This window comes from Acinetobacter sp. SCLZS86 (assembly GCF_021560715.1).
Classification (GTDB): Bacteria; Pseudomonadota; Gammaproteobacteria; order Pseudomonadales; family Moraxellaceae; genus Acinetobacter; species Acinetobacter towneri_A.
This window is the reverse complement of sequence record NZ_CP090864.1, coordinates 463,756-487,643: the sequence shown is the minus strand read 5'-3', so window position 1 is coordinate 487,643 and position 23,888 is coordinate 463,756. Positions and strand designations below refer to the sequence as shown.

Annotated in this window: 24 protein-coding genes and 3 tRNA genes; 14 read left to right on the top strand and 13 right to left on the bottom strand. The window is 41.7% G+C overall.

Going from position 1 to position 23,888, the window contains the following annotated elements; all coding sequences use genetic code 11:
• The first annotated feature begins 119 nt into the window (after positions 1 to 119).
• From LZP46_RS02155 to LZP46_RS02145, 3 genes are all read left to right on the top strand, one after another.
• Positions 120 to 195 (top strand) — tRNA-Lys (locus tag LZP46_RS02155).
• 21 nt (positions 196 to 216) lie between these two features.
• Positions 217 to 292 (top strand) — tRNA-Lys (locus LZP46_RS02150).
• Positions 293 to 344: 52 nt separating this feature from the next.
• Positions 345 to 420, top strand: a tRNA-Lys gene (locus LZP46_RS02145).
• A 259-nt stretch (positions 421 to 679) separates the two neighbouring features.
• Here the strand turns inward: LZP46_RS02145 and LZP46_RS02140 are convergent.
• Complete coding sequence (locus LZP46_RS02140; protein ID WP_236094533.1) at positions 680 to 1,252, bottom strand: hypothetical protein; 573 nt, start codon at positions 1,250 to 1,252, stop codon at positions 680 to 682.
• Positions 1,253 to 1,569: 317 nt separating this feature from the next.
• Here LZP46_RS02140 and LZP46_RS02135 point away from each other — a divergent pair, with 317 nt between their 5' ends.
• Positions 1,570 to 1,833, top strand: a complete 264-nt coding sequence (locus LZP46_RS02135) for a PspC domain-containing protein (RefSeq protein WP_070154447.1) — start codon at positions 1,570 to 1,572, stop codon at positions 1,831 to 1,833.
• A gap of 240 nt (positions 1,834 to 2,073) precedes the next feature.
• Here LZP46_RS02135 and LZP46_RS02130 read toward each other — a convergent pair whose 3' ends face one another.
• The gene (locus LZP46_RS02130) at positions 2,074 to 3,177 is read right to left on the bottom strand and encodes an HPP family protein (protein ID WP_236094532.1); all 1,104 of its coding nucleotides are present in this window, start codon (positions 3,175 to 3,177) and stop codon (positions 2,074 to 2,076) included.
• A 201-nt stretch (positions 3,178 to 3,378) separates the two neighbouring features.
• On the opposite strand from LZP46_RS02130, the gene glyQ reads away from it, so the two are divergent.
• The 5 genes from glyQ (at position 3,379) to LZP46_RS02105 (ending at position 8,674) form a co-directional block, all read left to right on the top strand.
• Entirely contained in the window at positions 3,379 to 4,365 is a 987-nt protein-coding gene (gene glyQ / locus LZP46_RS02125; RefSeq protein ID WP_019836027.1) for a glycine--tRNA ligase subunit alpha, read from the top strand.
• Positions 4,365 to 6,434, top strand: a complete 2,070-nt coding sequence (gene glyS / locus LZP46_RS02120) for a glycine--tRNA ligase subunit beta (RefSeq protein WP_236094531.1) — start codon at positions 4,365 to 4,367, stop codon at positions 6,432 to 6,434. The genes glyQ and glyS overlap by 1 nt, the downstream gene beginning before the upstream one ends.
• A 69-nt stretch (positions 6,435 to 6,503) precedes the next feature.
• Positions 6,504 to 7,340, top strand: a complete 837-nt coding sequence (locus tag LZP46_RS02115) for a hypothetical protein (protein ID WP_178318634.1) — start codon at positions 6,504 to 6,506, stop codon at positions 7,338 to 7,340.
• A 69-nt stretch (positions 7,341 to 7,409) separates the two neighbouring features.
• Entirely contained in the window at positions 7,410 to 7,799 is a 390-nt protein-coding gene (locus LZP46_RS02110) for a hypothetical protein (RefSeq protein WP_236094530.1), read from the top strand.
• A gap of 359 nt (positions 7,800 to 8,158) precedes the next feature.
• The gene (locus LZP46_RS02105; protein WP_236094529.1) at positions 8,159 to 8,674 is read left to right on the top strand and encodes a hypothetical protein; all 516 of its coding nucleotides are present in this window, start codon (positions 8,159 to 8,161) and stop codon (positions 8,672 to 8,674) included.
• 66 nt (positions 8,675 to 8,740) lie between these two features.
• Here LZP46_RS02105 and LZP46_RS02100 read toward each other — a convergent pair whose 3' ends face one another.
• Together LZP46_RS02100 and LZP46_RS02095 are read right to left on the bottom strand one after the other, a co-directional pair.
• A complete protein-coding gene (locus tag LZP46_RS02100; RefSeq protein ID WP_019836032.1) occupies positions 8,741 to 8,941 on the bottom strand; it encodes a hypothetical protein in 201 nt (66 codons plus the stop codon).
• Positions 8,942 to 9,059: 118 nt separating this feature from the next.
• Positions 9,060 to 10,328 carry a hypothetical protein gene (locus LZP46_RS02095; RefSeq protein ID WP_070154424.1) on the bottom strand — a complete coding sequence of 423 codons (1,269 nt, stop codon included), beginning with the start codon at positions 10,326 to 10,328 and terminating at the stop codon, positions 9,060 to 9,062.
• A gap of 120 nt (positions 10,329 to 10,448) precedes the next feature.
• Here LZP46_RS02095 and LZP46_RS02090 point away from each other — a divergent pair, with 120 nt between their 5' ends.
• On the top strand, positions 10,449 to 11,225 hold the full coding sequence (locus LZP46_RS02090) for a class I SAM-dependent methyltransferase (RefSeq protein WP_019836034.1): 777 nt from the start codon (positions 10,449 to 10,451) through the stop codon (positions 11,223 to 11,225).
• A 14-nt stretch (positions 11,226 to 11,239) separates the two neighbouring features.
• Entirely contained in the window at positions 11,240 to 11,794 is a 555-nt protein-coding gene (locus LZP46_RS02085) for a hypothetical protein (protein WP_019836035.1), read from the top strand.
• A 7-nt stretch (positions 11,795 to 11,801) separates the two neighbouring features.
• Here the strand turns inward: LZP46_RS02085 and LZP46_RS02080 are convergent, their stop codons facing one another.
• Together LZP46_RS02080 and LZP46_RS02075 are read right to left on the bottom strand one after the other, a co-directional pair.
• On the bottom strand, positions 11,802 to 13,004 hold the full coding sequence (locus tag LZP46_RS02080; protein ID WP_236094528.1) for a TIGR03862 family flavoprotein: 1,203 nt from the start codon (positions 13,002 to 13,004) through the stop codon (positions 11,802 to 11,804).
• A gap of 6 nt (positions 13,005 to 13,010) precedes the next feature.
• Positions 13,011 to 13,703 (bottom strand): tRNA (guanine-N(7)-)-methyltransferase, encoded by a 693-nt coding sequence (locus tag LZP46_RS02075; RefSeq protein WP_236095157.1) that lies wholly within the window; start codon positions 13,701 to 13,703, stop codon positions 13,011 to 13,013.
• A gap of 85 nt (positions 13,704 to 13,788) precedes the next feature.
• Here LZP46_RS02075 and LZP46_RS02070 point away from each other — a divergent pair, with 85 nt between their 5' ends.
• Complete coding sequence (locus LZP46_RS02070) at positions 13,789 to 13,962, top strand: DNA gyrase inhibitor YacG (protein WP_236094527.1); 174 nt, start codon at positions 13,789 to 13,791, stop codon at positions 13,960 to 13,962.
• 480 nt (positions 13,963 to 14,442) lie between these two features.
• On the opposite strand, the gene LZP46_RS02065 is transcribed toward LZP46_RS02070, so the two are convergent.
• The 5 genes from LZP46_RS02065 to LZP46_RS02045 form a co-directional block, all read right to left on the bottom strand.
• Positions 14,443 to 15,087, bottom strand: coding sequence for an MBL fold metallo-hydrolase (locus tag LZP46_RS02065; RefSeq protein ID WP_236094526.1), 645 nt, complete (start codon positions 15,085 to 15,087; stop codon positions 14,443 to 14,445).
• A gap of 18 nt (positions 15,088 to 15,105) precedes the next feature.
• A complete protein-coding gene (hemH, locus tag LZP46_RS02060) occupies positions 15,106 to 16,119 on the bottom strand; it encodes a ferrochelatase (protein ID WP_236094525.1) in 1,014 nt (337 codons plus the stop codon).
• A 65-nt stretch (positions 16,120 to 16,184) separates the two neighbouring features.
• Entirely contained in the window at positions 16,185 to 17,213 is a 1,029-nt protein-coding gene (locus tag LZP46_RS02055) for a DUF4062 domain-containing protein (RefSeq protein WP_236094524.1), read from the bottom strand.
• Positions 17,214 to 17,300: 87 nt separating this feature from the next.
• Positions 17,301 to 18,176, bottom strand: a complete 876-nt coding sequence (gene murI / locus LZP46_RS02050; RefSeq protein WP_236094523.1) for a glutamate racemase — start codon at positions 18,174 to 18,176, stop codon at positions 17,301 to 17,303.
• A 46-nt stretch (positions 18,177 to 18,222) separates the two neighbouring features.
• Complete coding sequence (locus tag LZP46_RS02045; protein WP_236094522.1) at positions 18,223 to 18,834, bottom strand: DUF1285 domain-containing protein; 612 nt, start codon at positions 18,832 to 18,834, stop codon at positions 18,223 to 18,225.
• A gap of 195 nt (positions 18,835 to 19,029) precedes the next feature.
• Here LZP46_RS02045 and LZP46_RS02040 point away from each other — a divergent pair, with 195 nt between their 5' ends.
• The gene (locus LZP46_RS02040) at positions 19,030 to 20,742 is read left to right on the top strand and encodes an electron transfer flavoprotein-ubiquinone oxidoreductase (RefSeq protein ID WP_236094521.1); all 1,713 of its coding nucleotides are present in this window, start codon (positions 19,030 to 19,032) and stop codon (positions 20,740 to 20,742) included.
• A 408-nt stretch (positions 20,743 to 21,150) separates the two neighbouring features.
• Positions 21,151 to 22,284 (top strand): AOC03_06830 family ribosome hibernation factor, encoded by a 1,134-nt coding sequence (locus LZP46_RS02035; RefSeq protein WP_104852982.1) that lies wholly within the window; start codon positions 21,151 to 21,153, stop codon positions 22,282 to 22,284.
• A gap of 137 nt (positions 22,285 to 22,421) precedes the next feature.
• On the opposite strand, the gene LZP46_RS02030 is transcribed toward LZP46_RS02035, so the two are convergent.
• Together LZP46_RS02030 and LZP46_RS02025 are read right to left on the bottom strand one after the other, a co-directional pair.
• A complete protein-coding gene (locus LZP46_RS02030; RefSeq protein WP_178318646.1) occupies positions 22,422 to 23,336 on the bottom strand; it encodes an autotransporter outer membrane beta-barrel domain-containing protein in 915 nt (304 codons plus the stop codon).
• Between the two features lie 84 nt (positions 23,337 to 23,420).
• A complete protein-coding gene (locus tag LZP46_RS02025; protein ID WP_178318647.1) occupies positions 23,421 to 23,882 on the bottom strand; it encodes a hypothetical protein in 462 nt (153 codons plus the stop codon).
• Positions 23,883 to 23,888: the final 6 nt, after the last annotated feature.

Sequence of the window (23,888 nt, the reverse complement as noted above, 5' to 3'; positions counted from 1 at the left end):
ATTTTTTACTTGCGCTCTCTTCATATCTTGCTACAATACGCTCCATCAAACGAAGTGGTGCTTTAAACCCTCAGGTTTTTCTTGCACTTTACAATCAAGCTTGCTTGGTTGCTGGTTCAGGGTCGTTAGCTCAGTCGGTAGAGCAGCGGACTTTTAATCCGTTGGTCCCGCGTTCGAATCGCGGACGACCCACCATTTCCTTGATCAACTTTAGATGGGTCGTTAGCTCAGTCGGTAGAGCAGCGGACTTTTAATCCGTTGGTCCCGCGTTCGAATCGCGGACGACCCACCATTTTCTTCAAGGTTGATACTTTAAAAATGATCCTCGTCATTTTTAATCCTCTGGGTCGTTAGCTCAGTCGGTAGAGCAGCGGACTTTTAATCCGTTGGTCCCGCGTTCGAATCGCGGACGACCCACCATTCCTTCTAAAAATCTTTATATTACTAATCATCACAGCACTGTTCTGTGGAACATACTGTTTCGTAATTTACTATAAAATTCCCGTATTCTGCCCTATTTGACTAAAACTTTTATCCACTACACCTTGCTCAATTCAGTTGTAGAAGATGTGCCATCATTGATAAATCATGCTTTACACATCCCACATAAAAACTTGATGAAAAAACAAAAGCCCAAAAGTTTTTCACTCATGGGCTAAGAATTGAGTTGAATCAACAATTAACTTGCTCTAATTAAATGATAATTTTGCGAAGGTAAGGGATTAGTTTTAAAGTATTCACGATTATTTTCTGTTGCAATCGCAATTTTGTGTTTATCCATAATTAAATTATGGTCTTGATCAACATTATAGTAAAAGTTCACCCCAGAGGCGCGTGCCACCACAATTTGATGCGCGTCTTCATCATAGAACCATAAATCTTTGCGGTATTTTTTTTCAGTGTCATAACTGATTTGCCCCGCATTGACAAAAATACGATGTGCCGTCCCATCAGGCAATAAGGTCAGAATATAATCGACTGTTCCACGTTCGCACATGACAAACTTATCTTCACAACTAATTTGAATGGTATAGCGTCCCACATAAGTTAGATGATTCTCGGGAATATGATGTTCCGTTGCAGCCGTTTGTATGGGTGCGGTTGCCTGCCCTGCCACTTCAGTCAGTCTTTTAGTTTCTGCCTGTTCTGTATATTTTTGCACTGCAGCTTGCTCAAGTTGTGAATCATCGCATCCAAGCAATGCCACTGCACTCCATATAGAAACTGCGCAAATATTTGATTTAGCCGACACACTATCCCTCATATAGAGTGACCAGACTGATTATTCAGTCCTATTCAAACCACCAAATAGGCAGCTCAATGTAAGCCATGCTTTTCCTCAATCCTTTGTGGTCAAGCGCTTACTCTGCCCATCGCTTCTTTACGATATTTTAGGTGGATGCTGGTTTAAGCAACACCAAAAGTTACATAACTTTACTAATTGCTTTGCTACCGCCCTTTAAAAATCCAATTGCATCACCATTTTTATCTTATATACAGATGATGTGCTGCGAAGCTAAACATCAGCGGGTATTTATTTTGAATTTTAGATCTCTCAAGGAGAATTAGATGGCCAATGTTGGTTTATATCGCTCAAACCGCTCAAATATGATTGCTGGGGTAATGGGTGGTATTGCTGAACGTTTTGGTTGGAACGCAAATTTACTGCGCTTAATTTTTGTGATTGTTTCTGTGATGAGTGCTGCTTTTCCAGGCATTTTGGTGTATTTAGTGTTGTGGTTGGTGATCCCTAAACAAAACCAGTCGAATACAGCAAACTATACTCAGGGCTACACAAGACCTGTGCGCACGGTCAATTCTGATCAAGACTGATAAACGGTATTGAAATTTTAAAGACTGACCACATCTAAGATTTATAGGTTTTAATCGTTTACCGATTCACTCTTAGATACCACCCTATTTACACAACTTTCTTCTTTTTCGCTACGATTGCTCCCCCAAGCATCGTAGCTTTTTTTTGCCTTTCAACCTGCACCATATTTCAGAGTGTCATAACAGTTCAGTGTTTTCAGAATTGAAGCGTGTTGAATTCGCATCGACAATGTGAGTCAATCAATTCGTCTTTACAGCAAGCTGTTGATTTAAGATGGCAATCATATCGGCGCGGCTAATAATCCCCACCAAACGCTGCTGATCTACCACAGGAATATAGTTAAAAGAACGCTCGACAAAGTACGGCACAAGGTCTTGAATACTTTGTTGCGGTTGCACCGTGACCACTTGGCGCAACATGATATGCTTTACTTGATGTTTCCAGCTATAAGGCAAGTCTGTTGCGTGTTTAAACCATTCCACCACTTCATACAATGCCAAAGTTCCCACCAAATGTTGTTCTGTATCAATGACTGGCAAACTCATTAAATTCATGTGTTTGAATTTTTCTAAAGCACTGTGAATATCATCATCCTGCTGCAAGGTAATCACATCTTTACTCATAATATCAGCACAAGTCAGTGCTTGAGTTTGTCGTTCACTGGCTTTGTGCTGTGCTTCTAAGATGATTTTTTGTAAGTCGTATTCACTAATATCAAGCAACTGGGTTTGTGCATCTAAAACATCTTGAATATCTTGCGGCTGAATAGTGGCTTTTTGAGTAGGCGTTGGGTCTTGGGTACGTTGATTCAACTGTGGCACTTGAGGATAAGGCTTGCCAATCATGCGGTTAAATACGATTGCAATCACCAGCAGCAAAACTGAATTGAGCAGCACAGGATAAAAGATAAAGTGATAACCCAGTTCACGTACGGCATCTCCGCCAAGCACTGCGGTAATGGCCACTGCCCCACTCGGTGGATGCAGCGAATCGGTGGTCATCATCAAGAAAATAGATAAAGCCACCGCCACACTAAAGGCTTCTGTTAAATTTGGAATATATAAAGCACAGCTCACGCCCATAATTGCTGCAATGCTGTTCCCAACTACAATATTCCACGGCTGCGCTAAAGGACTGGCAGGCACAGCAAACAACAATACCGAAGAGGCACCCATCGGGGCGATATACCATGCATTCATACCGCCCAACACCCACCAACTGATCAGGGAAGATATTGCTAAACCCAATAATGCGCCCAAACCACAAAGTAGGCGTTCTTTTAACGGCAATACTTTAAAATTGGGTTTCAGCGTATTCAGCCAATCAAGTTGTGAATGAAACACGGGCAGGCAATCCAGTGGTGACAATTGGACAAGATTATAAGGCAATCATTTAGTAAGATGTATTTGTTTTATATCTTTCATTTATCAGTGAATTTGTAAAACCCCAAACCACCAGCCGCTAGTTGTGCTTTAACCTTTGCCAGCACACCTCAAAATCCTTATAATTGAGCACAATTTTTCTCTAATTTTAAGTGGATGACCATGAGTCGCGCCATATCGCATATTGATACCTTTCAAGGCTTAATTCTTGCCTTACAAAACTACTGGGCGGAGCAAGGCTGCGTCGTTTTACAACCTTACGATATGGAAATGGGTGCAGGGACATTCCACACCGCAACCTTCCTACGTGCTTTAGGTCCAGAAACATGGAATGCGGCGTATGTACAACCATCTCGTCGTCCTAAAGATGGTCGTTATGGCGAAAATCCGAACCGCTTACAACACTACTATCAATTTCAGGTAGTGCTGAAACCAAACCCAGACAACATCCAACAGTTGTATTTAGATTCTTTAAAAGCGATTGGAATTGACCCATTGGTGCATGACATTCGCTTTGTAGAAGACAACTGGGAATCTCCAACACTCGGCGCTTGGGGCTTAGGTTGGGAAGTATGGTTAAATGGTATGGAAGTGACTCAGTTCACTTACTTCCAACAAGTCGGTGGTGTTGAATGCTACCCTGTAACAGGCGAAATCACTTACGGTCTTGAGCGTCTTGCAATGTACTTGCAAGGTGTAGACTCAGTTTACGACTTGGTTTGGACTAAAGGACAGTTTGGTACTGTCACTTATGGTGATGTGTTCCATCAAAATGAAGTTGAACAATCGACCTATAACTTTGAATATGCGCCTGTTGATAAAATGTTTGAACTGTTTGACTTCTATGAAGTAGAAGCAAGCCGTTTAATTGCAGCAGAATTACCATTACCTGCGTATGAACAAGTGATTAAAGCATCTCACTGCTTTAACCTGTTGGATGCGCGTGGTGCAATTTCTGTGACTGAGCGTCAGCGTTATATTTTACGTGTACGTACCTTAGCACGTTCTATTGCTCAAAGTTATGTGGCTGCACGTGCAAAATTAGGCTTCCCAATGGCAGAACCGCATTTACGTGATGAAGTCTTGGCGCAGTTAAAAGCACAGGTTGAAGCGGAAGCCAAAGCGCAAAATACTGAGGAAAGCAAATAATGTCTAAACATACAGTTTTATTTGAACTCGGTTGCGAAGAACTCCCACCGAAAAGCTTAAAAACCTTACGCGATGCACTACTTGCAGAAACTGAAAAAGGTTTAAAAGATGCAGGCTTAGCTTTTGATGCAATTGAAGCCTATGCAGCGCCACGTCGCTTGGCACTTAAAATTGTCAATGTAGATGCCGCACAAGCAGACACCCAAAAACGTTTTGATGGTCCTGCTGTTCAAGCCGCCTATGATGCCGAAGGCAAACCGACCAAAGCGCTTGAAGGCTTTATGCGCGGTCAAGGTATTACGGTTGATCAGGTTTCTACTTTCCAAGCAGGTAAAGTTGAAAAAGTCTGCTACCTAAAAGATGTGAAAGGTCAAAGCCTTGATGCATTGTTGCCACAAATTCTACAAACTGCGTTGGACAACCTGCCAATTGCAAAACGTATGCGTTCTGCTGCGAGCCGTACTGAATTTGTGCGTCCTGTTAAATGGGTGGTGTTGCTCAAAGATCATCAAGTAATTGAAGCCACGATTCAAGATCATCAGGCAGCTAATGTGACTTATGGTCACCGCTTCCATGCCCCTGAAGCAATCACTTTAACGCATGCCGATGAATACTTAGCGAAGTTAAAAGCTGCTTACGTTGTAGCGTCGTTTGAAGAGCGTCAAGCGATCATTGATCAGCAAGTAAAAGCGTTGGCAGATGAAGTTAATGCAATTGCGATTGTGCCTAGCGACCTACGTGATGAAGTGACTGCATTGGTAGAATGGCCTGTTGCGCTTCGTGCGAGCTTTGAAGAACGCTTCCTTGCTGTGCCTCAAGAAGCCCTGATCACCACCATGCAAGACAATCAGAAGTATTTCTGTTTGGTGAATGCTGACAATAAATTACAACCTTACTTCATTACTGTTTCCAATATTGAGTCTAAAGACCCGACTCAAATTATTGAAGGTAATGAAAAAGTGGTTCGTCCACGTTTGTCTGATGCTGAATTCTTCTTCTTGCAAGACCAAAAACAGCCATTAGCTTCTCGTAAAGAGAAACTGGCCAACATGGTATTCCAGGCACAACTGGGTACTTTGTGGAACAAGTCTGAACGTATTGCTAAACTGGCTGTCGCACTTGCTCCGATTACGGGTGCAAAAGCTGAAGATGCTGAAAAAGCTGCCCTGCTTGCAAAATGCGACTTAACTTCTGAGTTAGTAGGTGAATTCCCAGAACTTCAAGGGATTGCGGGAACTTACTACGCTCGTCTTGAAGGTGAAAATGACGAAGTTGCGGAAGCTTTAGGCGAGCAATATTTACCTAAATTCGCGGGTGACGTTCTGCCTAAAACCAAAACGGGTACAACGATTGCCCTTGCGGATCGTCTAGATACTTTAACTGGTATTTTTGGTATTGGTCAAGCGCCGACAGGTTCTAAAGACCCATTTGCGCTACGTCGTTCTGCGATTGGTATCCTGCGTTTAGTGACTGAAAATGAACTTGATGTTTCAATTGAAGAACTGATCAAGCTTGCTTTGGCAGCTTATGGCGATGTATTGAAAGACCACGACAAGACGTTAGCGGATGCTGTTGCATTCCTTGAAGGTCGTTACCGTGCGAAATATGAAGACCAAGGCGTTGCTGTTGATGTGATTCAAGCAGTTCAAGCTTTATCACCAAAATCGCCACTTGATTTTGATAAGCGTGTGACTGCGGTGAATCATTTCCGTGCCTTGCCTGAAGCTGCTGCTTTGGCTGCTGCCAACAAACGTGTTGCCAACATTTTAGCCAAAGAAACCGCGCCTGAAGGAAGCGTCATTGAAGCAAACTTGGTGGAAGATGCAGAAAAAGCATTATTCGCTGAACTTGCAAAAATCACACCTGTGGTTGAGCCATTATTGGCAGCGAAAGACTACACCACTGCACTCTCTCAATTGGCTGCATTACGTGCGCCTATTGATGCCTTCTTTGACAGTGTGATGGTGATGGCTGATGATGCTGAGTTGAAAGCCAACCGCTTACGTTTACTCGCGCAGTTACGTGATTTATTTACACGTGTTGCAGATGTAAGTGTGTTGCAGCACTAAAGTCTTAATTGCTTGTAAGTTAAAAGAAACCCCGCTATAAATGAGTGGGGTTTTTTAATAAAATTTATTATGCAAAATATCGAAGAATGCAGAGATAAAATCTTTATATTACTTGGAAAGCAACTTATTCGCTTCCAAACCGTAGAAATGCGATTAAAGTCTTTATTAAAACTCAATCGGTCTATCAGCTTTGAAAAAAACTCAGCTCCTTTAATCACAGAACCATTAGTCAATAATCACACATTAGGTGGATTGAGCTCTAAAGCTTTGAGTTCTCTTTTCATCCGTACACAGCAAGATGAAAACTCAATTGCAAACGATGTTAAAAATTCTATTCGTATTGATATGAGAGTAGAATTTAATTTATCCGAATGTAGTTATCAGCAACTAAACTCTCAATTACAAGAGTTTGTTGCAGATCGTAATTTCGTAACACATCACTTTCAAGAAAAGTTTAACTTATCAGTGCTTGATGAATGCCATAATGCTATAGACTTTTTATTATTATTAGAGAAAAAACATAAACCCTTTTTAGATCAATTCGAGCAATATTGTTTAACTGCACAAACAGGAATAGATGCTCAAATTTCATACTTAAAATCCAACTTATTCAAAACACATTTTATTTTTCCAGTAGATGAAATCTACCAAGAAATTAAGACTCAAATTGAAAATAACCATAAAAATAATGGGTGGATTTCTCTTACAACCATCGCAGCAATCATTTTAAATAAATTCCCTGATTCTAACAAAAAGATCAAACTCGAATATGGATTTAAAAATCTTCACGATTTAGTTCTTAACAGTGGCCTTTTCTTACTTAAATCTGAACCGACATTGAAAGGAGAGAGAATACTGATTAAGCTAAACAATCAAGACGTCAATTTTACAGTTATCGAGAAATAATTATTTCTAGAAAACTTAATATCAGTTCCCTATACTCAACCTAACAACACTCAACAAGAAAACGAGCTTATGAAACTTAAAACACTCATTTTATCGGGTTTAACTTGCCTTTCTCTTAGTGCGTGTACTTCTGCACCTGTTATTCCGCAGCTTACTGCAGGTGTTTTACAAGAAGTGAAAAACATCGAAGTTTACCCAAACACTGTCAATAACAGCGCAAAACTCACTAAATTTATTGATAAATGCGTTATTGAATTTACAGGTACACTGCAAGCAGGTCGTTCTATTGAACAATGGGCATTTAAAGGCAATGCATTAATTTCTGCAGGTTCTGCAACATTTGCACAAGATGGAACCAGCATAGCAACTCACTTTGACTTACACGATGCTACCGTGCAAAAAAACTTCATTAGCTTGCGCAACCATTTTCATAAAGATGCACTTGCACAATGCAACTAAACTATAATCAGCCTAGAATGTATCATGATGTAGCAAGATTGTTGGACTTTCAATATATATGCAGCATCTCTTGATAATTCAAACTAAGATGACAAAAGCAGTGTAGCCATTGCTGCCCTGCTTTAAAAACTCTCCAGAGAAACAAGACCCACAATTTTATGTGGGTCTTCTTCTTTAAGCCCGCAATGCTGCCATAATTTCAAATATTTTAAAGTTTCAAACACTTTAAATTTCACCTAAAAACACATCATACTTATGAAAAATAAACACTGCAGTTCATCTAGGCTTTATACAATGCAGTACATTCTATTCAAAACCTTTCATCGAACAGAATTCGACATCCAAAGAGGCACAGCACTATGAAAAAGATCAATATCAGCATTTGTATTGGACTATTACTCAGCAGTGCTTCGGTGGGGGCACAAAGCAGTAATGCGCAAACTCAAAGCAATAAACCTATTCAGCCTTATGCAGACAATCCAAACCTTTTGCATGTTTGGGCATACAAAACTCAGGAAGGTGTGATTCATGCTGCACAAAAAGTTGGCGAAGTCACCGAAAAAGGCATTGAAAAAATTCGCCCATCCGCACATCAAGCTTTAGACAATGCCAAACAATTGGGCAGTCAGGGTGCGGCTCAAGCCAAACATACTGGGCAGCAACTTGCTAACAATGTAAATACTAAAATTCAGGAAACCAAAGAAGTGATTACAGGACAAAGTGATCATACCGTGCCTATCTATCAAGTACCATTAAGCGCACCTTCGCAGAATATCGCCCCAACAGCCACCATTGCCGCACCTACTCAGGAAGCACAGACGCAGGCTGCCCCAAATGCAGAAACTGAAGAAGAAATTAAAGTGATCAAGCTATAATTTTTTTGATTTATTGGTTTGCTCAAAATTATAAAAACAACTCAGTGCAAATAGAAAAGCCTGCATTTAATCTGCAGGCTTATTCATGTGATAGCGTATCGTTTTTTGAATTTGTCGGAATACATAAGTGCCTAATCCCAACAAAACCAACAAACCTAAAGCAAAAAATAGATAAGCCTTCGGCTCAGGCGCATCTGCAAATAAAGTCGCAGATAAAATTAAACTAGACAGCAAAACAAGCACAGCAGGCATTAACAACTTGGTCATACATACTACCCTTGGAATGATCAACAAAAGCATGTTTTAAGATCATCTTAGCCCAATGGCAAAACAATACAAGTGTCTAAAATTTAAACCATCTAAATAATGGATCAAACTTTGCAGCTTACTGTTCCAGTTCTAGGGTAAATTTGGCAGTATCTGGCAAATCTTCTACAAAATCATTGCCACCGAACTCATCACTGCTCAAGTTCAAATTTTTATAGCTCAACACAAAATAGTCGCTATATTTTTTTAATATCAAGGGGTGCATGCCTGCAGCCAGTGCATCTTGTTCCTTGCATAGTTTCATCACATGACGATCATTCATACTAATTAAGTAGCGTTCATCGTTCAGATAAATTTGCACCAAACCACTGCCCTTTGCATAAATCGGAATCAGGAATTTATGATTTAAGGCAATTGCATGTGCGGCATAGCTCTCAATTTTTTGACTGATGATGTTAAACACCAAACCATGACCAAAATGGTCGAGCAAGACATTACGATTTTCATACGGCAACTGAATTTGTAAGCCGAGTTTGTTTAAATCGTGCTGATCGACCTGTTTATTACTCAGTAAGGAGCGAATCAGGTTTTGTTTCAACTTGGCATCAAAGAAGTTACTGTCAAGCTGTAAGTTATTGTATTTTAAAATACGACCTAAAGACCAACGATGATTCGGCAAGACATTTTCAATCACTTTACGATAGTAAAACTTGCTGTTCTTTTTCACCTTGCGAATTTTTTGATAAAAGAACGGCGCATCAAAAGGATGGGTTAAAAAGTCATTCAGTAATTCAGAATTGGCTAAAATCGCAATCGCATCATGCCCTGTAAATGGTAAATGCAAAGTATGTAAATGCGGAATTAAAGGCTGAATTTTTAAATAATGCCCACGATCTTCAGGATAATATTGGTCATAAACCACAATATATTCACGGTGTGCCGATACATCTTGCGCTTGAATGCGCATATTGGCATTTAAATCTGCCTGATAAAACATATTATAACGTGGGTCGTGAATATCTTCAGGATCAATTGAATACTGCGGTACCAAAGCCACAATACGATTTAAATCCAACAAATTGGAGTATTTAATTGCCGCATATCCACCCATTGAGCCGCCATAGCCCACGCGAATTTTAAATGAAGCAATCAGGTCTTGAATGGCGGCCAACATGGCGCGCATAGATGCTTCAGGAAACCATGATTTTTCCTTAGGCATGACCCCAATCACATTGAAATGAAACTTTTCCAGTGATTTTTCTGCATTAATAGACGTGCCTTTGGCTCGTGTAATTAAATCACCAAAAGAAAAAATCAGCTCCTGAGATGAGCCTTTCATGAAAATAGCGCGGATATGTCCGTCTTCAAAAATTATGTGTTTGTCCATTCCCACACCGGCGCCAAGGCGCTGAATTAAACCGTTACTTTAAACCTGATTACACTGTACACAAGTTCAAAAGTGAATATGTTATTTTATAGATGCACAGCAGATTAAAAATCGCAAAATATGACACAATCTCTACACCCTGCCGCACAACAAGGCTTTGCTTTAGGAGCAAACCTGTATCAACAAGTTCGCCCCAGTTACCCGCAAGAAGTTGCTATTTTCCTGCAAGATCAGCTCCAAGTTCCATTGAATAGTAATATTGTAGACCTAGGTTCTGGTACAGGAAAGTTCCTGCCACATTTGCTCAAACTGACAACTCAGCTTATAGCGGTAGATCCGATTGCCAGCATGTTAGCCGAATTAAAGCAACTTTACCCGCAAGTTGAGACAATTCAGGCACGAAGTGAGCAATTACCACTCCCCGACCAGTGTGCAGATTTGGTGAGCTGTGCGCAATCTTTTCATTGGTTTGCCAATCTGCAAAGTTTAAAGGAAATTCACCGAATCATAAAACCTCAAGGTTATTTGCTGTTAATTTGGAATCAACGTGATATTTCGGTCAATTGGGTGAATGCACTGGCACAGATGATTTTACCTTTTGAGGGCGATACCCCGCGTTTTCACAATCAGGACTGGCGTCAGGTATTTGCCGATACAGATTTATTTCAACTCACCCACGAGCAGCAATTTCATCACCCGCATGTCGGTACAGTCGAACAAGTAGTATCTAAGCGTTTACTTTCGACTAGTTTCATTGCTGCGATGCCGATTGAACAGCAACAACAACTCAAAACACAATTTGAACAATTAGTATTAGAATATACGAATAAGCATGCGCAAGATGAAATTGAATTTCCTTATTGCACACATATGTATGTCTATCAAAAAGTTGAATGAGAGGGAGCAAATAAATGCAAATAACCTTTAAACACGCGATTGCTCCCTTAACAATTTGTTTGGCTTTTGCCCTCAGTGCCTGTGAGCGTAGTAAGGTAGAACATACAGACAAACTCAGTCCTGAAGATCAAATCATGCAAAGTCAGGTCGAGCAAGCCGCGATTCAGCCCTTTGAAATGACTGCGGATGACCCGCATGACATTCAATTGCTGATGGATTATGAACAACGCCATGACAAAATAAGTAATGATTTAGAAGATGAGTTAGAACGCTTGCATGAAAGCAAACAACTTGATGCTGCATTTGCAAAAGATCGCCTGAAGGACAACATTCAATCTGCCTTAACCATGCTTAAAGCACTGGATTTAAAAACGCCACAAGGGCGCTATATTCAAGGCTTAATGAGTGAATATTGGGAAAAACAAGCGCAATATCTGGCAACTCAAGACACAACTTCTGCTCCTTATCCTGTCAGTAAAGCACAACGTCAACAAGGTTTAGCAGACTTGTTACAGGCGCAGCAACAACTAGAACATTGGCGTGGGCAGTATCCTCAACTAGATGAGTAATGTATTTTTACACACGCTGCTGTAAATATTGATGCACGCCTTCCGCGGCAGCGCGTCCTGTCGCAAAACAGGCTGTTAGCAAATAGCCGCCCGTTGGTGCATCCCAATCCAGCATCTCACCACAAAGAAAAACGTGAGGATTAGAGTTTAACTGCAATTGTGCAGATAAAACCTCGCGTTTAACCCCGCCCGCGCAGCTAATTGCTTCTTCAATAGGACGAAAACCTTTTAAAGGCACCGTTAAATTTTTAATCTGCTGCGCTAGTTGCATAGGCTGCTGCCAAAGGGCTTTATCCACCAACTCACGCACGACTGCAGACTTCACGGCATCCAAACCCGCCTTGCGCCAAATATTGCTTACAGACTGTTTTTTGGAAGGTTGTAACTTTTGAGAAAGCTGCTCAATACTTAAATCGGGCAACAAATCCAGTTGTAACTGCAGCGGTTGATGTTCCTGCTGCAATTGTCGCAACGCGCGCCCTTGTTTATAAATTAAGCCACTTTCTAAACCATAATGGCTAATCACGATATCGCCCATGCTTGGTACAGCACCTTTCACCCATGCTTGTACACGTTTTAACGGTTGCCCAAATACTGGCTGCATATAATTAGACCAGTGACATTCCACTCCTGCATTGCTGGCTTGAAAAGGCTGAATTTCATTGGCAGATAACCAACGCTGCCATGCACCATCGCTACCTAATTTCGACCACGACACTGCCCCACATGCCATCACAATGGCGGCAAATTGCTGTTGTTCAATCTGCCCTGTGCTTAAATTTTGAATACTAAGTTGATTTTGATTTAAATCACAGACCTGATGTCGATAATGAAATTGCACACCTGCATCGGCTAAGCGTTTTAACCAAGCACGCAATAAAGGGGCAGCTTTCATTTCTTGTGGGAAAATCCGCCCCGATGAACCTACATAGGATTGAATACCTAAACCCTGCATCCAGTTTTGAATCCATGTGGCATCCCATTGCTGAATCCATGGCGCCAACCATTCCGCCTGATCATAACGCTGAATAAATTGTGCAATTGGTTCGGCATGTGAAATATTCAGACCCGTTTTACCTGCCATCAAAAACTTGCGCGCCGCCGAAGGTTTCTGCTCATAAACATGCACATCATAGTCAAACTGACTCAGCACTTCGGCAGCCATTAACCCCGCAGGTCCTGCTCCTATAATTGCAATGCGCTGTTTCATGCCTGTTTACTCAGTTGTTACACTTGAGTCTGCGGATGCTTTCGCCTCAACTGCAGTCGGTGTTAAAGTTGTCTGCTGTCCTTGCAAAGGCTGAAAATCATCAAAACGGGTTGTATAAGCCGCAGGTTTGCTGATCAGCAGTTCCTGACAACGCTCGCCACGTGCTAAATATTTGATTTCAAAGTGAGTGCGTGCTGAATCTGCTGGAACATCCTGCTGAATAAATGGCAATTTCCACACTTCAATCAGCTGTTGCTGTGCTTCTGCAATATATTCAGGAATATTACTCACTAAAGTAATGCTGCCGCCTGCTTTTAAACGCGACAATAGAAACTCAAAAAACGGCATATTCAACCAACGCTGGGTGGCATTATGCGGTTCAGGGTTTGGATATAAAATAAAGAATTGCTCGACTTGAGCAGGAAATAAAGCATGCACAATCCATGGAATGGCATCGGCATGCACAATTTGTAAGTTACGCTGACCTTCAAGTTGATGCTGTTTTTGCATTGCCACAAATTTTTCGCGGGTACGCTCAATCGCAATCAACTTGTGCTCAGGATGCTGCCCGCTAAACAATAGGGCGTGTTTACCTTTTCCGGCCCCAATCTCAACACAAACCGACTCATTGGCAATGGCTTGAAAATCACGAGGGGCATGCATACGCTGGGCTTGAAATTGACGAATTGGCATAATCAGATCAAACTTACAAAATTCGGCACAAGTCTACCAAGTCAGGTGCTATTTGCCTAATCCAATCCTGTATTTTTCATAGGAGTTCAGCATGCCTCGAACTTTTCCTTGCCCACGTTGTGGCGAATCTACACAATGGGAAGACAATCCTTTTCGTCCATTTTGTTCCGAGCGTTGCAAGCTCATTGATTTAGGCGCATGGGCAAGTGATGAATATCGTTTACCCACTCAAGATGCTCCACAAGCAGAAAATTCTGAGGAATAAACTCAAACAATCACTCAGTTTAAAAGACAACAAAATGCACTTAAATTTCAGCTCAAAATTCGATTGAGAAATACAACCACTTTCATGGAACCTTTCACATTTTTGCAAAAATTGTTCAAAATTTTGTTGCTTAATAATGGCTTAAAAAAGATAAGCTGCACTTTATAATCGTGCCGCGTGTAGAACACACGGCATTGAATAAAAATTAAACAACAACAAGAATTTTAGGAACACAACCCCATGGAAGCATTTCTTAAAGGAATTTAAATGCTGAGGATTTTACTCGCCACCAGCAGCTTGGGTTTAGGTCTTTATACACATGATCTTTTAATGCTCAGTATTGGTATTTTATTTGCATTCTTTGCCATGCTATTTGCTCTCGAAAGCAGACAAGTCTTAGGAAACCCTTTCCGCAAATAAAAAAAGTCAGCACACACTGAATTTTAGATGATCTTTTACTATTAAATTATAGCACAAGGCTTAACCTGCTTGCCCCGCCACAAAAGGGTTGTGCTGTTTTTCAAATCCTATGGTACTGATGGGACCATGCCCCGAAATAAACTGAGTGTCATCTGGCAAGCTAAAACATTCGCGCTGAATTGAATCGAGCAATTGTTGATGATTGCCACGTGGAAAATCGGTACGCCCAATTGAGCCTTTAAATAGCACATCGCCTGTCCACAAGATGCCATATTTTGCATTATAAAACATCACATGCCCTGGGGTATGACCAGGTGCATATCGCACTTCAAAGCTTTCTTGACCCAATTGCAGCACTTCACCCCCCTCTAACCACTGTGTAACCGTGACTTGTTCAGGGATAGGAAAACCATAACGCGCAGACACTTCTTGCAGTTGATCTAACCAAAAAGCATCTTCTTTCTGTGGACCAATCACAGGAACATTCCAGTGATGTTGCAACACACCAACAGCACCCGCATGGTCTAAATGCCCATGAGTTAGCCACAAAGCTTTCACCGTTAAACCCAAAGCTTCAACTTCAGCTTTCAGTTTCTCAGGCTCGCCGCCTGCATCAATCAAAATCGCTTCTTTGCTTTCAGCATCCCACACAATCGAGCAGTTTTGCTGAAAAGCGGTGACGGGAACAATTTTGACTTGCAACATGGTGGCGAACCTCAAAAATTAATGGCTTAGTGTATGCTTTACAGCATCAAGATTAGCTTGAAGTAATTGTTTGAGCAAATCCAAATGATCGACACGGGTATTCAGTGCAGGAATATAAGCATATTCTTTGCCACCTGCTTGTAAAAACAATTCTGCGTTTTGAATCGCCAATTCTTCTAGGGTTTCCAAACAATCTGCAGAAAACGCAGGACTCATAATTTGCACTGACTTCACGCCCTGCTGTCCCCATTCTTCAAGTAAGACATCAGTATAGGGTTTGACCCATTCTTGTTTGCCAAAACGTGACTGGAAGCTAATTGCCCATTGCTCATCATTTAAATTTAAAGCATCGGCAAGCAATTTGGCCGTGATCCGACAACGCTCTGCATACGGATCACCCTTATCGGCATAAGGCTGTGGAATGCCATGAAACGACATTAACAATTTCTCTGCCACACCATGCTCGGCTTGAAATTCACGCACACTTTGCGCCAAAGCCTGAATGTATAAAGGATGTTGATAATAATCACGAATGATGGATAAGCCCGGCAAATTACGTTGCTGTGGCACCCATTTGGCAACGGCATCATATAAAGGCGCTGTCGAGGTTGCTGAATATTGTGGAAATAAAGGGAACAAAATCACATGATCTTGCGGATTTTGACTCAAAGCTTCCAAAGCCTGTTGAATACCCGGATTGCCATAGGTCATTACCGGCACAATATTCAACTCAAACTCAGGATATAGCGGCAATAACTGCTGTTTTAAGGCATCAACCTGTTGTAACAAAATTTCACGCATCGGTGAATCTTGTTGCCAGACCATGGCATAGGCATGTGCAACACGCTTAGGACGAAATGGCAAAATGAATAAATTTAAAATGATTTGCCAAATCGGTTTGGGGATTTCAATCACCCGTTGATCAGATAAAAACTGTTTTAAAAAACGGCGAACCCCTGCTGCAGTCGGTTCATCAGGCGTACCTAAATTGGCTAAAAGAACGGTTACTTTGGGTTTTGCTGTAGACAACATCCAGCCCTCGTGTCTGATGATTGAACCCGACTACTCTAACAGTTTTTTTACTCTGTATTGAGAGATTAATACGGTGTTTTAAAGGAATTAGCCCGATAGGTATCGAGCAAATTGCTCTCTAAAAGTTTTTGCGCTTTTGCCGTGATTTGCCACAGCATCCGCTGACGATCATCACGCCCGGCTTGCACAATCCAGTCATTTTGACGCATTTGCATTTTAATCTCATGCAACGCTCGAATATTAATTTGAGCACGTGCAACCGCATGCGCACGCGGCATGATCTGACGTGCATCATCCAAACCTGTTTCATTCAAATATTCATTCATACGTTTAGAAAAATATTCTTCAGGGGTCGGATGAATAAAAGTATTGCCTAAAATTGCTAACAACTGCGCCCAACTTAAACTTCGTTCAACTTTGAGCTCTCTAAAGTTACCATCCTGATACGCATGCATGCGATAGTCAAAACGATATGATTCATTCATCGAAACTTTAGAGAGGCTTAAAAACGGGTCTGCTTCACGCTGTCCCACATCAGTTTCTAGCTGACTTAACTTACTTTTTAAACCTTCAATTTCATCATGTAAGGCTTGCGTATTTTGCGGACGGACCCAACCAGACGTCGGATAACGCTCCAGCATTTGTGACATATTAAAGCGGACAGCAAGCTCTAAATCACGTAGAGTGCGGTAACAAAATACCTGATCGACTTCTTGTTGCAATAATATGCGAAACTCTTTGAATTTTTCACGCAATTCAGGTTTTTCATCATGTAAAGCTGGATCTCGTGAAGCTGGGTCTTCGTGCATAAATACAATGATTGGCTTTTGCTTGGTGAATGCATAAATATACTCTAAATGCATATAACCCACGCCCGACACCGATTGCTCACCGTACTGGCTGCCCAATAGAATCACCACATAGTCACAATCATCGATTTGACGGCGTGCAAATGCGGTGCTAAGTGGGGTTCGTTTTTCTAACCCCCACGAAAAAAAACCCATTCCTACCAATGTTTGTGCCAAGACCACTCGTTCTGGCTGCATATCTGCCCCAGAAGTCGAGATAAAGACCTGATAACGCTTATCCAGCATTGGTTTTCCCTCTCCTATTACCATTACAAGTCAGTCACCGTCTACTTGCAATGCCTTTCCCCAATTGTAAAAAAATTATCTTAAAAGTCAGTCCACAGTACTCACATTTGCGATACTCCAAGAAATATTGCCTGGAATAAGATGCTGCAACACGGGTTTTAATTGTTCTGCATTGTTCCCGCTGACATAACACGCGATTTGTAATGTATCTGCCACACTTTGGTCAAATAATAACTCATTTTTAATTAAAATGCGGGAGGTTTGACGCGCAACGGCAATTCCTGAGTCAATTAATGTCAGTTTGTGACCAAAAATAGACTCAATCGCAGGTTTTAAGAAAGGATAATGGGTGCAACCGAGTACCAAATAGTCCGCTCCCTGATCGACCACAGGTTGCAAACTATGCTGTAAGGAACTTAAACACGCCTCACTCATTTGCGCACCTTGCTCAACAAAAGGCACTAAATCTAGATTAGTGACATTCAAGACTTGCACTTGAGCAGGAATCGCAAAACGCTGCATCACATCTTTAATGAGTTGCCCACGAAAAGTGGCAGGTGTCGCAAGTACAGCCACTGTTTTGGTTTGGCTATTTAATACAGCAGGCTTTAAAGCAGGCACTAAACCAATAATAGGAAAATCTTCGCCGTAATGGTCGCGCAGATAATCTAGACTAAAAGCTGAAGCTGTATTACACGCCACGACTGCAACTTTACATCCTTGTCGATATAACCATTCGATTGCAGCTGCAGTGAGTTCCCGAATATTTTGATCATCGCGTGGGCCGTAAGGCACGTGTGCTGTATCTGCATAATACACTATGCTTTCATTAGGCAAATATTCTGCAATTTCAATAGCAACCGACAAACCTCCTATTCCCGAATCAAAAATACCAATTGGCGCACTGGCTTGTGCTTTTGGCATAGCTTGATTTAAGGGAGAAACAGGATGAATGGCTGTCATAGCAAGAGATTCAGCAATACAAAACGGGATGAATAAAGCTTAAACCTCAGCTGCTTAAATGCAAGTGCAAATCACCACTTTTCAACGATAAAATCGTTTCGCCCTGCGCATTTTCACTCAGCTCACCCAATTCCACCAAATGTAAAAAAGCCGCACGCTGAATCAGGGCATTAATACCAAAACGCACATGCACATAAGGACGTAGCTCACCTGCATATTCACGCATAAAAATAGGATGCTCGGCATCAACAATCACAATATCCTGATGCGTAGTGGTGAGTTGAATATAATTTTGCTGTCCGATTTCGACCACATCAACCTGATTAATAAATAAAGGCTCATCTTCCACCTGAATTTCAATTTGTTCCACGGGGGTTTTTAAATAAAACTTGTCCTGCTCTTTCCATAACACACTAGAAAACAGATCAACCAATGCTTGGCGTTTGATCAATTGACCTTCGTGCCACCATTCTCCATTGGCTTTGACCAGCAGATCCATTGCTCCACAATGCTTTGGATGCCATTGCTCTAGAGGGGGGATTGATCTTTTGTGACCTGACTGTCCAGTTTTTATATATTGTGCAATGTGCATTAAGTTTTTATTATCAGCCGTAGCTACATTTTCTGTCGGTTTGATTGAATTGTCGTCATGCTTCATGCTGCAGTACCTTACTGACGGAAAAATAATACGATTCAGCCAATTGGCTAAGACTCGGTTTAAAACTATACTAGCTCACAATACTTACCCATACTGTAAAAGACACGATTAAATTTGTGTCTGGCAACTAAAAATACTCATGGCAGCACCGTTGCTTGATGCGGTTGCCACCTTCAATTATATGAGGAGTCCTACATGGAACACATCGAACGTGAATCGATGGAGTTTGACGTAGTCATCGTAGGCGCAGGCCCTGCGGGTCTTTCTGCTGCGATCAAAATTCGTCAACTTGCAATTGAAAACAATTTAAATGATCTGTCCGTTTGTGTGGTCGAAAAAGGCTCTGAAGTTGGTGCGCATATCCTTTCGGGTGCAATTCTTGAACCTCGTGCCATCAATGAGTTATTCCCTAACTGGAAAGAAGAAGGTGCGCCTTTAAATGTGCCTGTAACTGAAGATAAAACTTTCTTCTTGATGTCACCTGAAAAAGCCCAGCAAGCACCGCATTGGATGGTACCTAAAACCATGCATAACGATGGTAACTACGTGATCTCGCTAGGCAACGTGGTGCGTTGGTTAGGCCAAAAAGCCGAAGAATTAGAAGTTTCTATTTTCCCTGGCTTTGCGGCATCTGAAATTCTATACCATGCCGATGGTACGGTTAAAGGCATCCAAACTGGTGACATGGGCATTGGTAAAGACGGCGAGCCAACACATAACTTCACACCAGGTTATGAATTACATGCCAAATACACCATTTTTGCAGAGGGCTGCCGTGGTCATTTAGGTAAGCGTTTAATCCAACAATTCAATTTGGATAAAGATGCCGATCCACAACACTACGGAATTGGTATTAAAGAACTTTGGGAAATTGACCCTGCAAAACACAAACCAGGTTTGGTGATGCATGGTGCAGGCTGGCCATTAAGTGAAACAGGTTCTTCAGGCGGTTGGTGGTTATACCACGCTGAAAACAACCAAGTTACTTTAGGTATGATTGTGGACTTGTCTTATACCAACCCACACATGTATCCATTTATGGAAATGCAGCGTTGGAAAACCCACCCTCTAATTAAACAGTATCTAGAAGGCGGCAAACGTATTTCATATGGTGCGCGTGCTGTGACCAAAGGTGGCTTTAATTCATTACCAAAATTCACTTTCCCAGGTGGCTCTTTAATTGGTGATGATGCAGGCTTCTTAAACTTTGCCAAAATCAAAGGCTCTCATACTGCCATGAAGTCGGGCATGCTTTGCGGTGAAGCGGTATTTGAAGCGATTGCTGCAGGTGTCGCAAAAGGCGGTGACTTGGCGATTGCTCGTGTCACTGAAGGCGAAGATTTCTTTGTGAAAGAGCTAACGGCATACACTGAAAAATTCAACAACAGCTGGCTGAAAGAAGAACTTTATAGCGCGCGTAACTTTGGCCCTGCAATGCATAAGTTTGGTCAATGGATGGGTGGTGCGTTTAACTTTATCGACCAGAACGTGTTTAAAGTACCATTTACCTTGCATGATTTAGTGCCTGATTTCAGCGCACTCAAAACTGTAGATGCAACCAGTTTTAAACCGAACTATCCAAAACCAGATGGCAAGCTGACTTTTGATCGTTTATCTTCAGTGTTCGTATCGAATACCGTACATGAAGAAAATCAGCCAGCGCATTTAAAGCTAACTGATGCCTCTATTCCAGTGAACGTAAACTTACCGAAATGGGATGAGCCTGCACAGCGCTACTGCCCTGCGGGTGTTTACGAAATCATGGAAAATGATGATGGTTCAAAACGCTTCCAGATTAACGCAGCGAACTGTGTTCACTGTAAGACCTGTGACATCAAAGACCCATCACAAAACATCACTTGGGTAACACCTGAAGGTGGCGGTGGTCCGAATTACCCGAATATGTAATTGCGAATTGTAATTGAGAAACCCAAAAGCAGTGCCTCGGCACTGCTTTTTTATACACAGTTTACAAAATTACCAAGGTCTCATAATCCCTTACATTTTTCAGGTATTTCTCTATTCAAAAGCAGGCGATTGAATAACTTTCCTTGTTATGCTGTTTTTGCTTATTTTTTATCTTTTCTATTTTTAGTTTTTTATTTCGTTTTTTTCAGACTTGAACAACCGAAAATGTTGTTTTGTCAGCTTTTATACAATGCTATTCGGCATTTTATGCAGCACTTAGCACGGTAGCAAAATGTTGTAGATGCTGACTAAAACTGACTTGAGTGGAGTATAAAGCAGTACTTTGAGTTTTATCTTGCTCAAGCATTTGGTTGTTCTTCTTATTTTCATTAGAAGAGGAATTCCAACATGCTTAATTTAACAGACACCCTCAACCAACTTAAAAATGTGCAGGCACAACCTGCAGTCAGCTTATTTCTACCCACACATCGTACCTTTCCAGACAATCAGCAAGATGTGATTGCTCTTAAAAACCAACTTAAACAACTCGAAGAACGCCTGTTGGCAGACTATGACAAACGTCTGGTGGCACAAATTTTAGAACAGATTCATCATCAAACCAAAGATTTGAATCCCAACTACCATTTAGACAGTCTGGCTATTTTTGCCACAGCCGACAGTGCACAAGTACTGCGTCTGCCATTCCCTACCCAAGAACGTATTGTGATTGATCAACAATTTTCAGTGCGTGATTTTATTCGTGAGCTATCTTATGCAGTGCAATACTATGTGGTAGTGATCAGTCGTGAAGTTGGACGTCTGATTAAGGCCTCCAATGATCGTGTAATCCATGAGTTTTCTGTAGATGACAGCGACTTGAATGAACGACTGCCACATGGTGCATTTCCTGTTCAAAATGATAACTTATATAGCACCAGCGGTGCAGAACGTGCCACAGCCGCCAATGAAGACCGTTTACTCAAAGAGTTTTTAAACCGTGTCGATAAAAATGTGCAAACTGTACGTGCCAGTGAACCATTGGGCTTGGTCATTGTGGGTGATCGACGCAATATCAGTTTTTATGAATCTATTTGCGACCAACCCAATGCCATTATTTTCAGTGTAGATAACGTCACTCAGCTAGAACAAGGCAGCGCACAACACATTATTGACAGTATTCAGACCGAGCTAAAAAGCCATCAACAACAATTGCATCAGCAACATGCGCAGCAACTGGATGAACTCTATGCCAGTGACCGTGTTGTGACCGATCTGCAGCAAATTTATCAGGCAGTGTTGCAAAATAATGTCGATACTTTATATGTTCAACAAGGCTACATGCAGACGGGTTGGGTCGATACCGACCAGCAACGAATTTATCTAGATCAAGCGCACGCACCTGACAGCGCACAAGCCACAGACGATGTGATCAACCATATTATTGATGCAGCACAGCAACACGCTGCCAATATCGTATTTATTCCTGCCGATTATTTACAGTCCAAAGCACCACTGACTTTAATGAGTCGCTATGCGGTCTAAAACTCAGTCCATTTGACTGTGATCGAAAAAACAGCCATGCAGATTTATCTACATGGCTGTTTCAATCAAGATTCAAACTTCTCATTCATACGCAAATCTACGCTTTTTCATGACTTTCTCATGAATAAAACGATCAATTAGAATCGAGTCGTTACCGCCAACTGTACCCGATGACTGTCGCTATGTGATCGCCCGCTATATTCATAATTCAAATTGATAAAACTATGTTGTCCAAAGTGAAGTTGTGAACCTAAGGCAGCATGATATTGACCTTGATCGGCATGCCATGCATCAAACTTCAGTTTCTCCGCTGTGCCTACATAATGGGTATCTAAATATGCTTTTTCCTGAATCGGTTGGCTGTAATACAAGCTGCCTTGCAATTGCCATGCTGGATTCAACTGGTAATTGGCTTGCAAACCTGCACCAAAATTCCAGCGCTGCATCACCAAATCATCTAAGCTGTTGACACCATCCTGCTGAGTTTGTTCGGCATGAACATAATGTTGGAACGAAGCGTCTAAATACGGTTGAATCTGCATTTTTTGACTGAGTGGATAGCTATAATCTAGACGCAAACCTGCGGCATACATTTGTCCATCAAACTGTATTTTTTGTGCTTGAGCATGACCACGCTGCGCGTCAACATCCACCTGCATGCCTTTTAACCATGCCGCGACACTTAAATCACGATTAAGCTGCTGTGCTGTCCCCATAGTTAGTGCATAGGCTTTGCTCTGACTGCTATTTTTTGAGCCTGTTTGTACGGCATCATCTAAGTTCAGTTGACTGAAATCGGCCTGCGCTGCCAAGGTCATCCCTGCCAGTTTTGTTGCCACACCAACACCTTGATGATGACTACGGCGCTCACTATTTAAGCCGACATAATCCATATCATAACTTTGGTAATCACCCGAAAACCAAAGCTGTTTGGGTTGTGCGGTTGCCAAACGCTGTGCAAACTGACGTTCTTGCTTGCTGCTTTCTTCTGCGACATTTAAAACGGTATTGGCATAAAAACTTGGATCAAGTTGATGAAACAGTTGATTCAATGCCTGCGTAGAAACTGTACTTTCAGCAGCATTGCTATAACGTATAGTTTGAGCAAAATTGTTAAATAAGCGATTGGCAAAAACTTATTCAGCATCTTCCAGCGTTTCTAACTGTTGTTTCTGATCAAGACTTGCTAAAACTACATCTAAATTACGGGCAACCTGAGTACGTCCTTCAAGTTCAGCAGCAAGAGCCGCCACCGTTTCAGTCGATTTACGCTTTGCCGTAATCACCACATCGGTATTGATTGTATCTGCCGCACGTACAGGCTCGCCCGTTGCATTCAGTTCAGGACGATAACTAACTTGTGTCAACTCAAATAATGGATTGCTTGAGCGATAAGCATCGAACTCACGCTGTACGCCTTGTTGCGCACGTAATACGGTAGTTTGTGAACCTTGTGCAGTAATAAGTGGCTGATCAAGTGGCACTTCATCAAACAGGTTCAAAGTCCCTGCCAAATTGGCGGTTCCCGTTACCGTCAGCAAATTGCCAAAACGTGCTTTAAAACCCGCATGTTGCTGCTGATCTGCAGCAATCTGCATCGAATA

Bases quoted from the DNA above. Each gene is read 5' to 3' on its own strand.
- LZP46_RS02135 (WP_070154447.1), top strand. From the start codon at position 1,570: ATGGCCAATGTTGGTTTATATCGCTCAAACCGCTCAAATATGATTGCT.
- glyQ (WP_019836027.1), top strand. From the start codon at position 3,379: ATGAGTCGCGCCATATCGCATATTGATACCTTTCAAGGCTTAATTCTT.
- glyS (WP_236094531.1), top strand. From the start codon at position 4,365: ATGTCTAAACATACAGTTTTATTTGAACTCGGTTGCGAAGAACTCCCA.
- LZP46_RS02115 (WP_178318634.1), top strand. From the start codon at position 6,504: ATGCAAAATATCGAAGAATGCAGAGATAAAATCTTTATATTACTTGGA.
- LZP46_RS02110 (WP_236094530.1), top strand. From the start codon at position 7,410: ATGAAACTTAAAACACTCATTTTATCGGGTTTAACTTGCCTTTCTCTT.
- LZP46_RS02105 (WP_236094529.1), top strand. From the start codon at position 8,159: ATGAAAAAGATCAATATCAGCATTTGTATTGGACTATTACTCAGCAGT.
- LZP46_RS02100 (WP_019836032.1), bottom strand. From the start codon at position 8,941: ATGACCAAGTTGTTAATGCCTGCTGTGCTTGTTTTGCTGTCTAGTTTA.
- LZP46_RS02095 (WP_070154424.1), bottom strand. From the start codon at position 10,328: ATGGACAAACACATAATTTTTGAAGACGGACATATCCGCGCTATTTTC.
- LZP46_RS02090 (WP_019836034.1), top strand. From the start codon at position 10,449: ATGACACAATCTCTACACCCTGCCGCACAACAAGGCTTTGCTTTAGGA.
- LZP46_RS02085 (WP_019836035.1), top strand. From the start codon at position 11,240: ATGCAAATAACCTTTAAACACGCGATTGCTCCCTTAACAATTTGTTTG.
- LZP46_RS02080 (WP_236094528.1), bottom strand. From the start codon at position 13,004: ATGAAACAGCGCATTGCAATTATAGGAGCAGGACCTGCGGGGTTAATG.
- LZP46_RS02070 (WP_236094527.1), top strand. From the start codon at position 13,789: ATGCCTCGAACTTTTCCTTGCCCACGTTGTGGCGAATCTACACAATGG.
- LZP46_RS02065 (WP_236094526.1), bottom strand. From the start codon at position 15,087: ATGTTGCAAGTCAAAATTGTTCCCGTCACCGCTTTTCAGCAAAACTGC.
- hemH (WP_236094525.1), bottom strand. From the start codon at position 16,119: ATGTTGTCTACAGCAAAACCCAAAGTAACCGTTCTTTTAGCCAATTTA.
- LZP46_RS02055 (WP_236094524.1), bottom strand. From the start codon at position 17,213: ATGCTGGATAAGCGTTATCAGGTCTTTATCTCGACTTCTGGGGCAGAT.
- murI (WP_236094523.1), bottom strand. From the start codon at position 18,176: ATGACAGCCATTCATCCTGTTTCTCCCTTAAATCAAGCTATGCCAAAA.
- LZP46_RS02045 (WP_236094522.1), bottom strand. From the start codon at position 18,834: ATGAAGCATGACGACAATTCAATCAAACCGACAGAAAATGTAGCTACG.
- LZP46_RS02040 (WP_236094521.1), top strand. From the start codon at position 19,030: ATGGAACACATCGAACGTGAATCGATGGAGTTTGACGTAGTCATCGTA.
- LZP46_RS02035 (WP_104852982.1), top strand. From the start codon at position 21,151: ATGCTTAATTTAACAGACACCCTCAACCAACTTAAAAATGTGCAGGCA.
- LZP46_RS02025 (WP_178318647.1), bottom strand. From the start codon at position 23,882: ATGCAGATTGCTGCAGATCAGCAGCAACATGCGGGTTTTAAAGCACGT.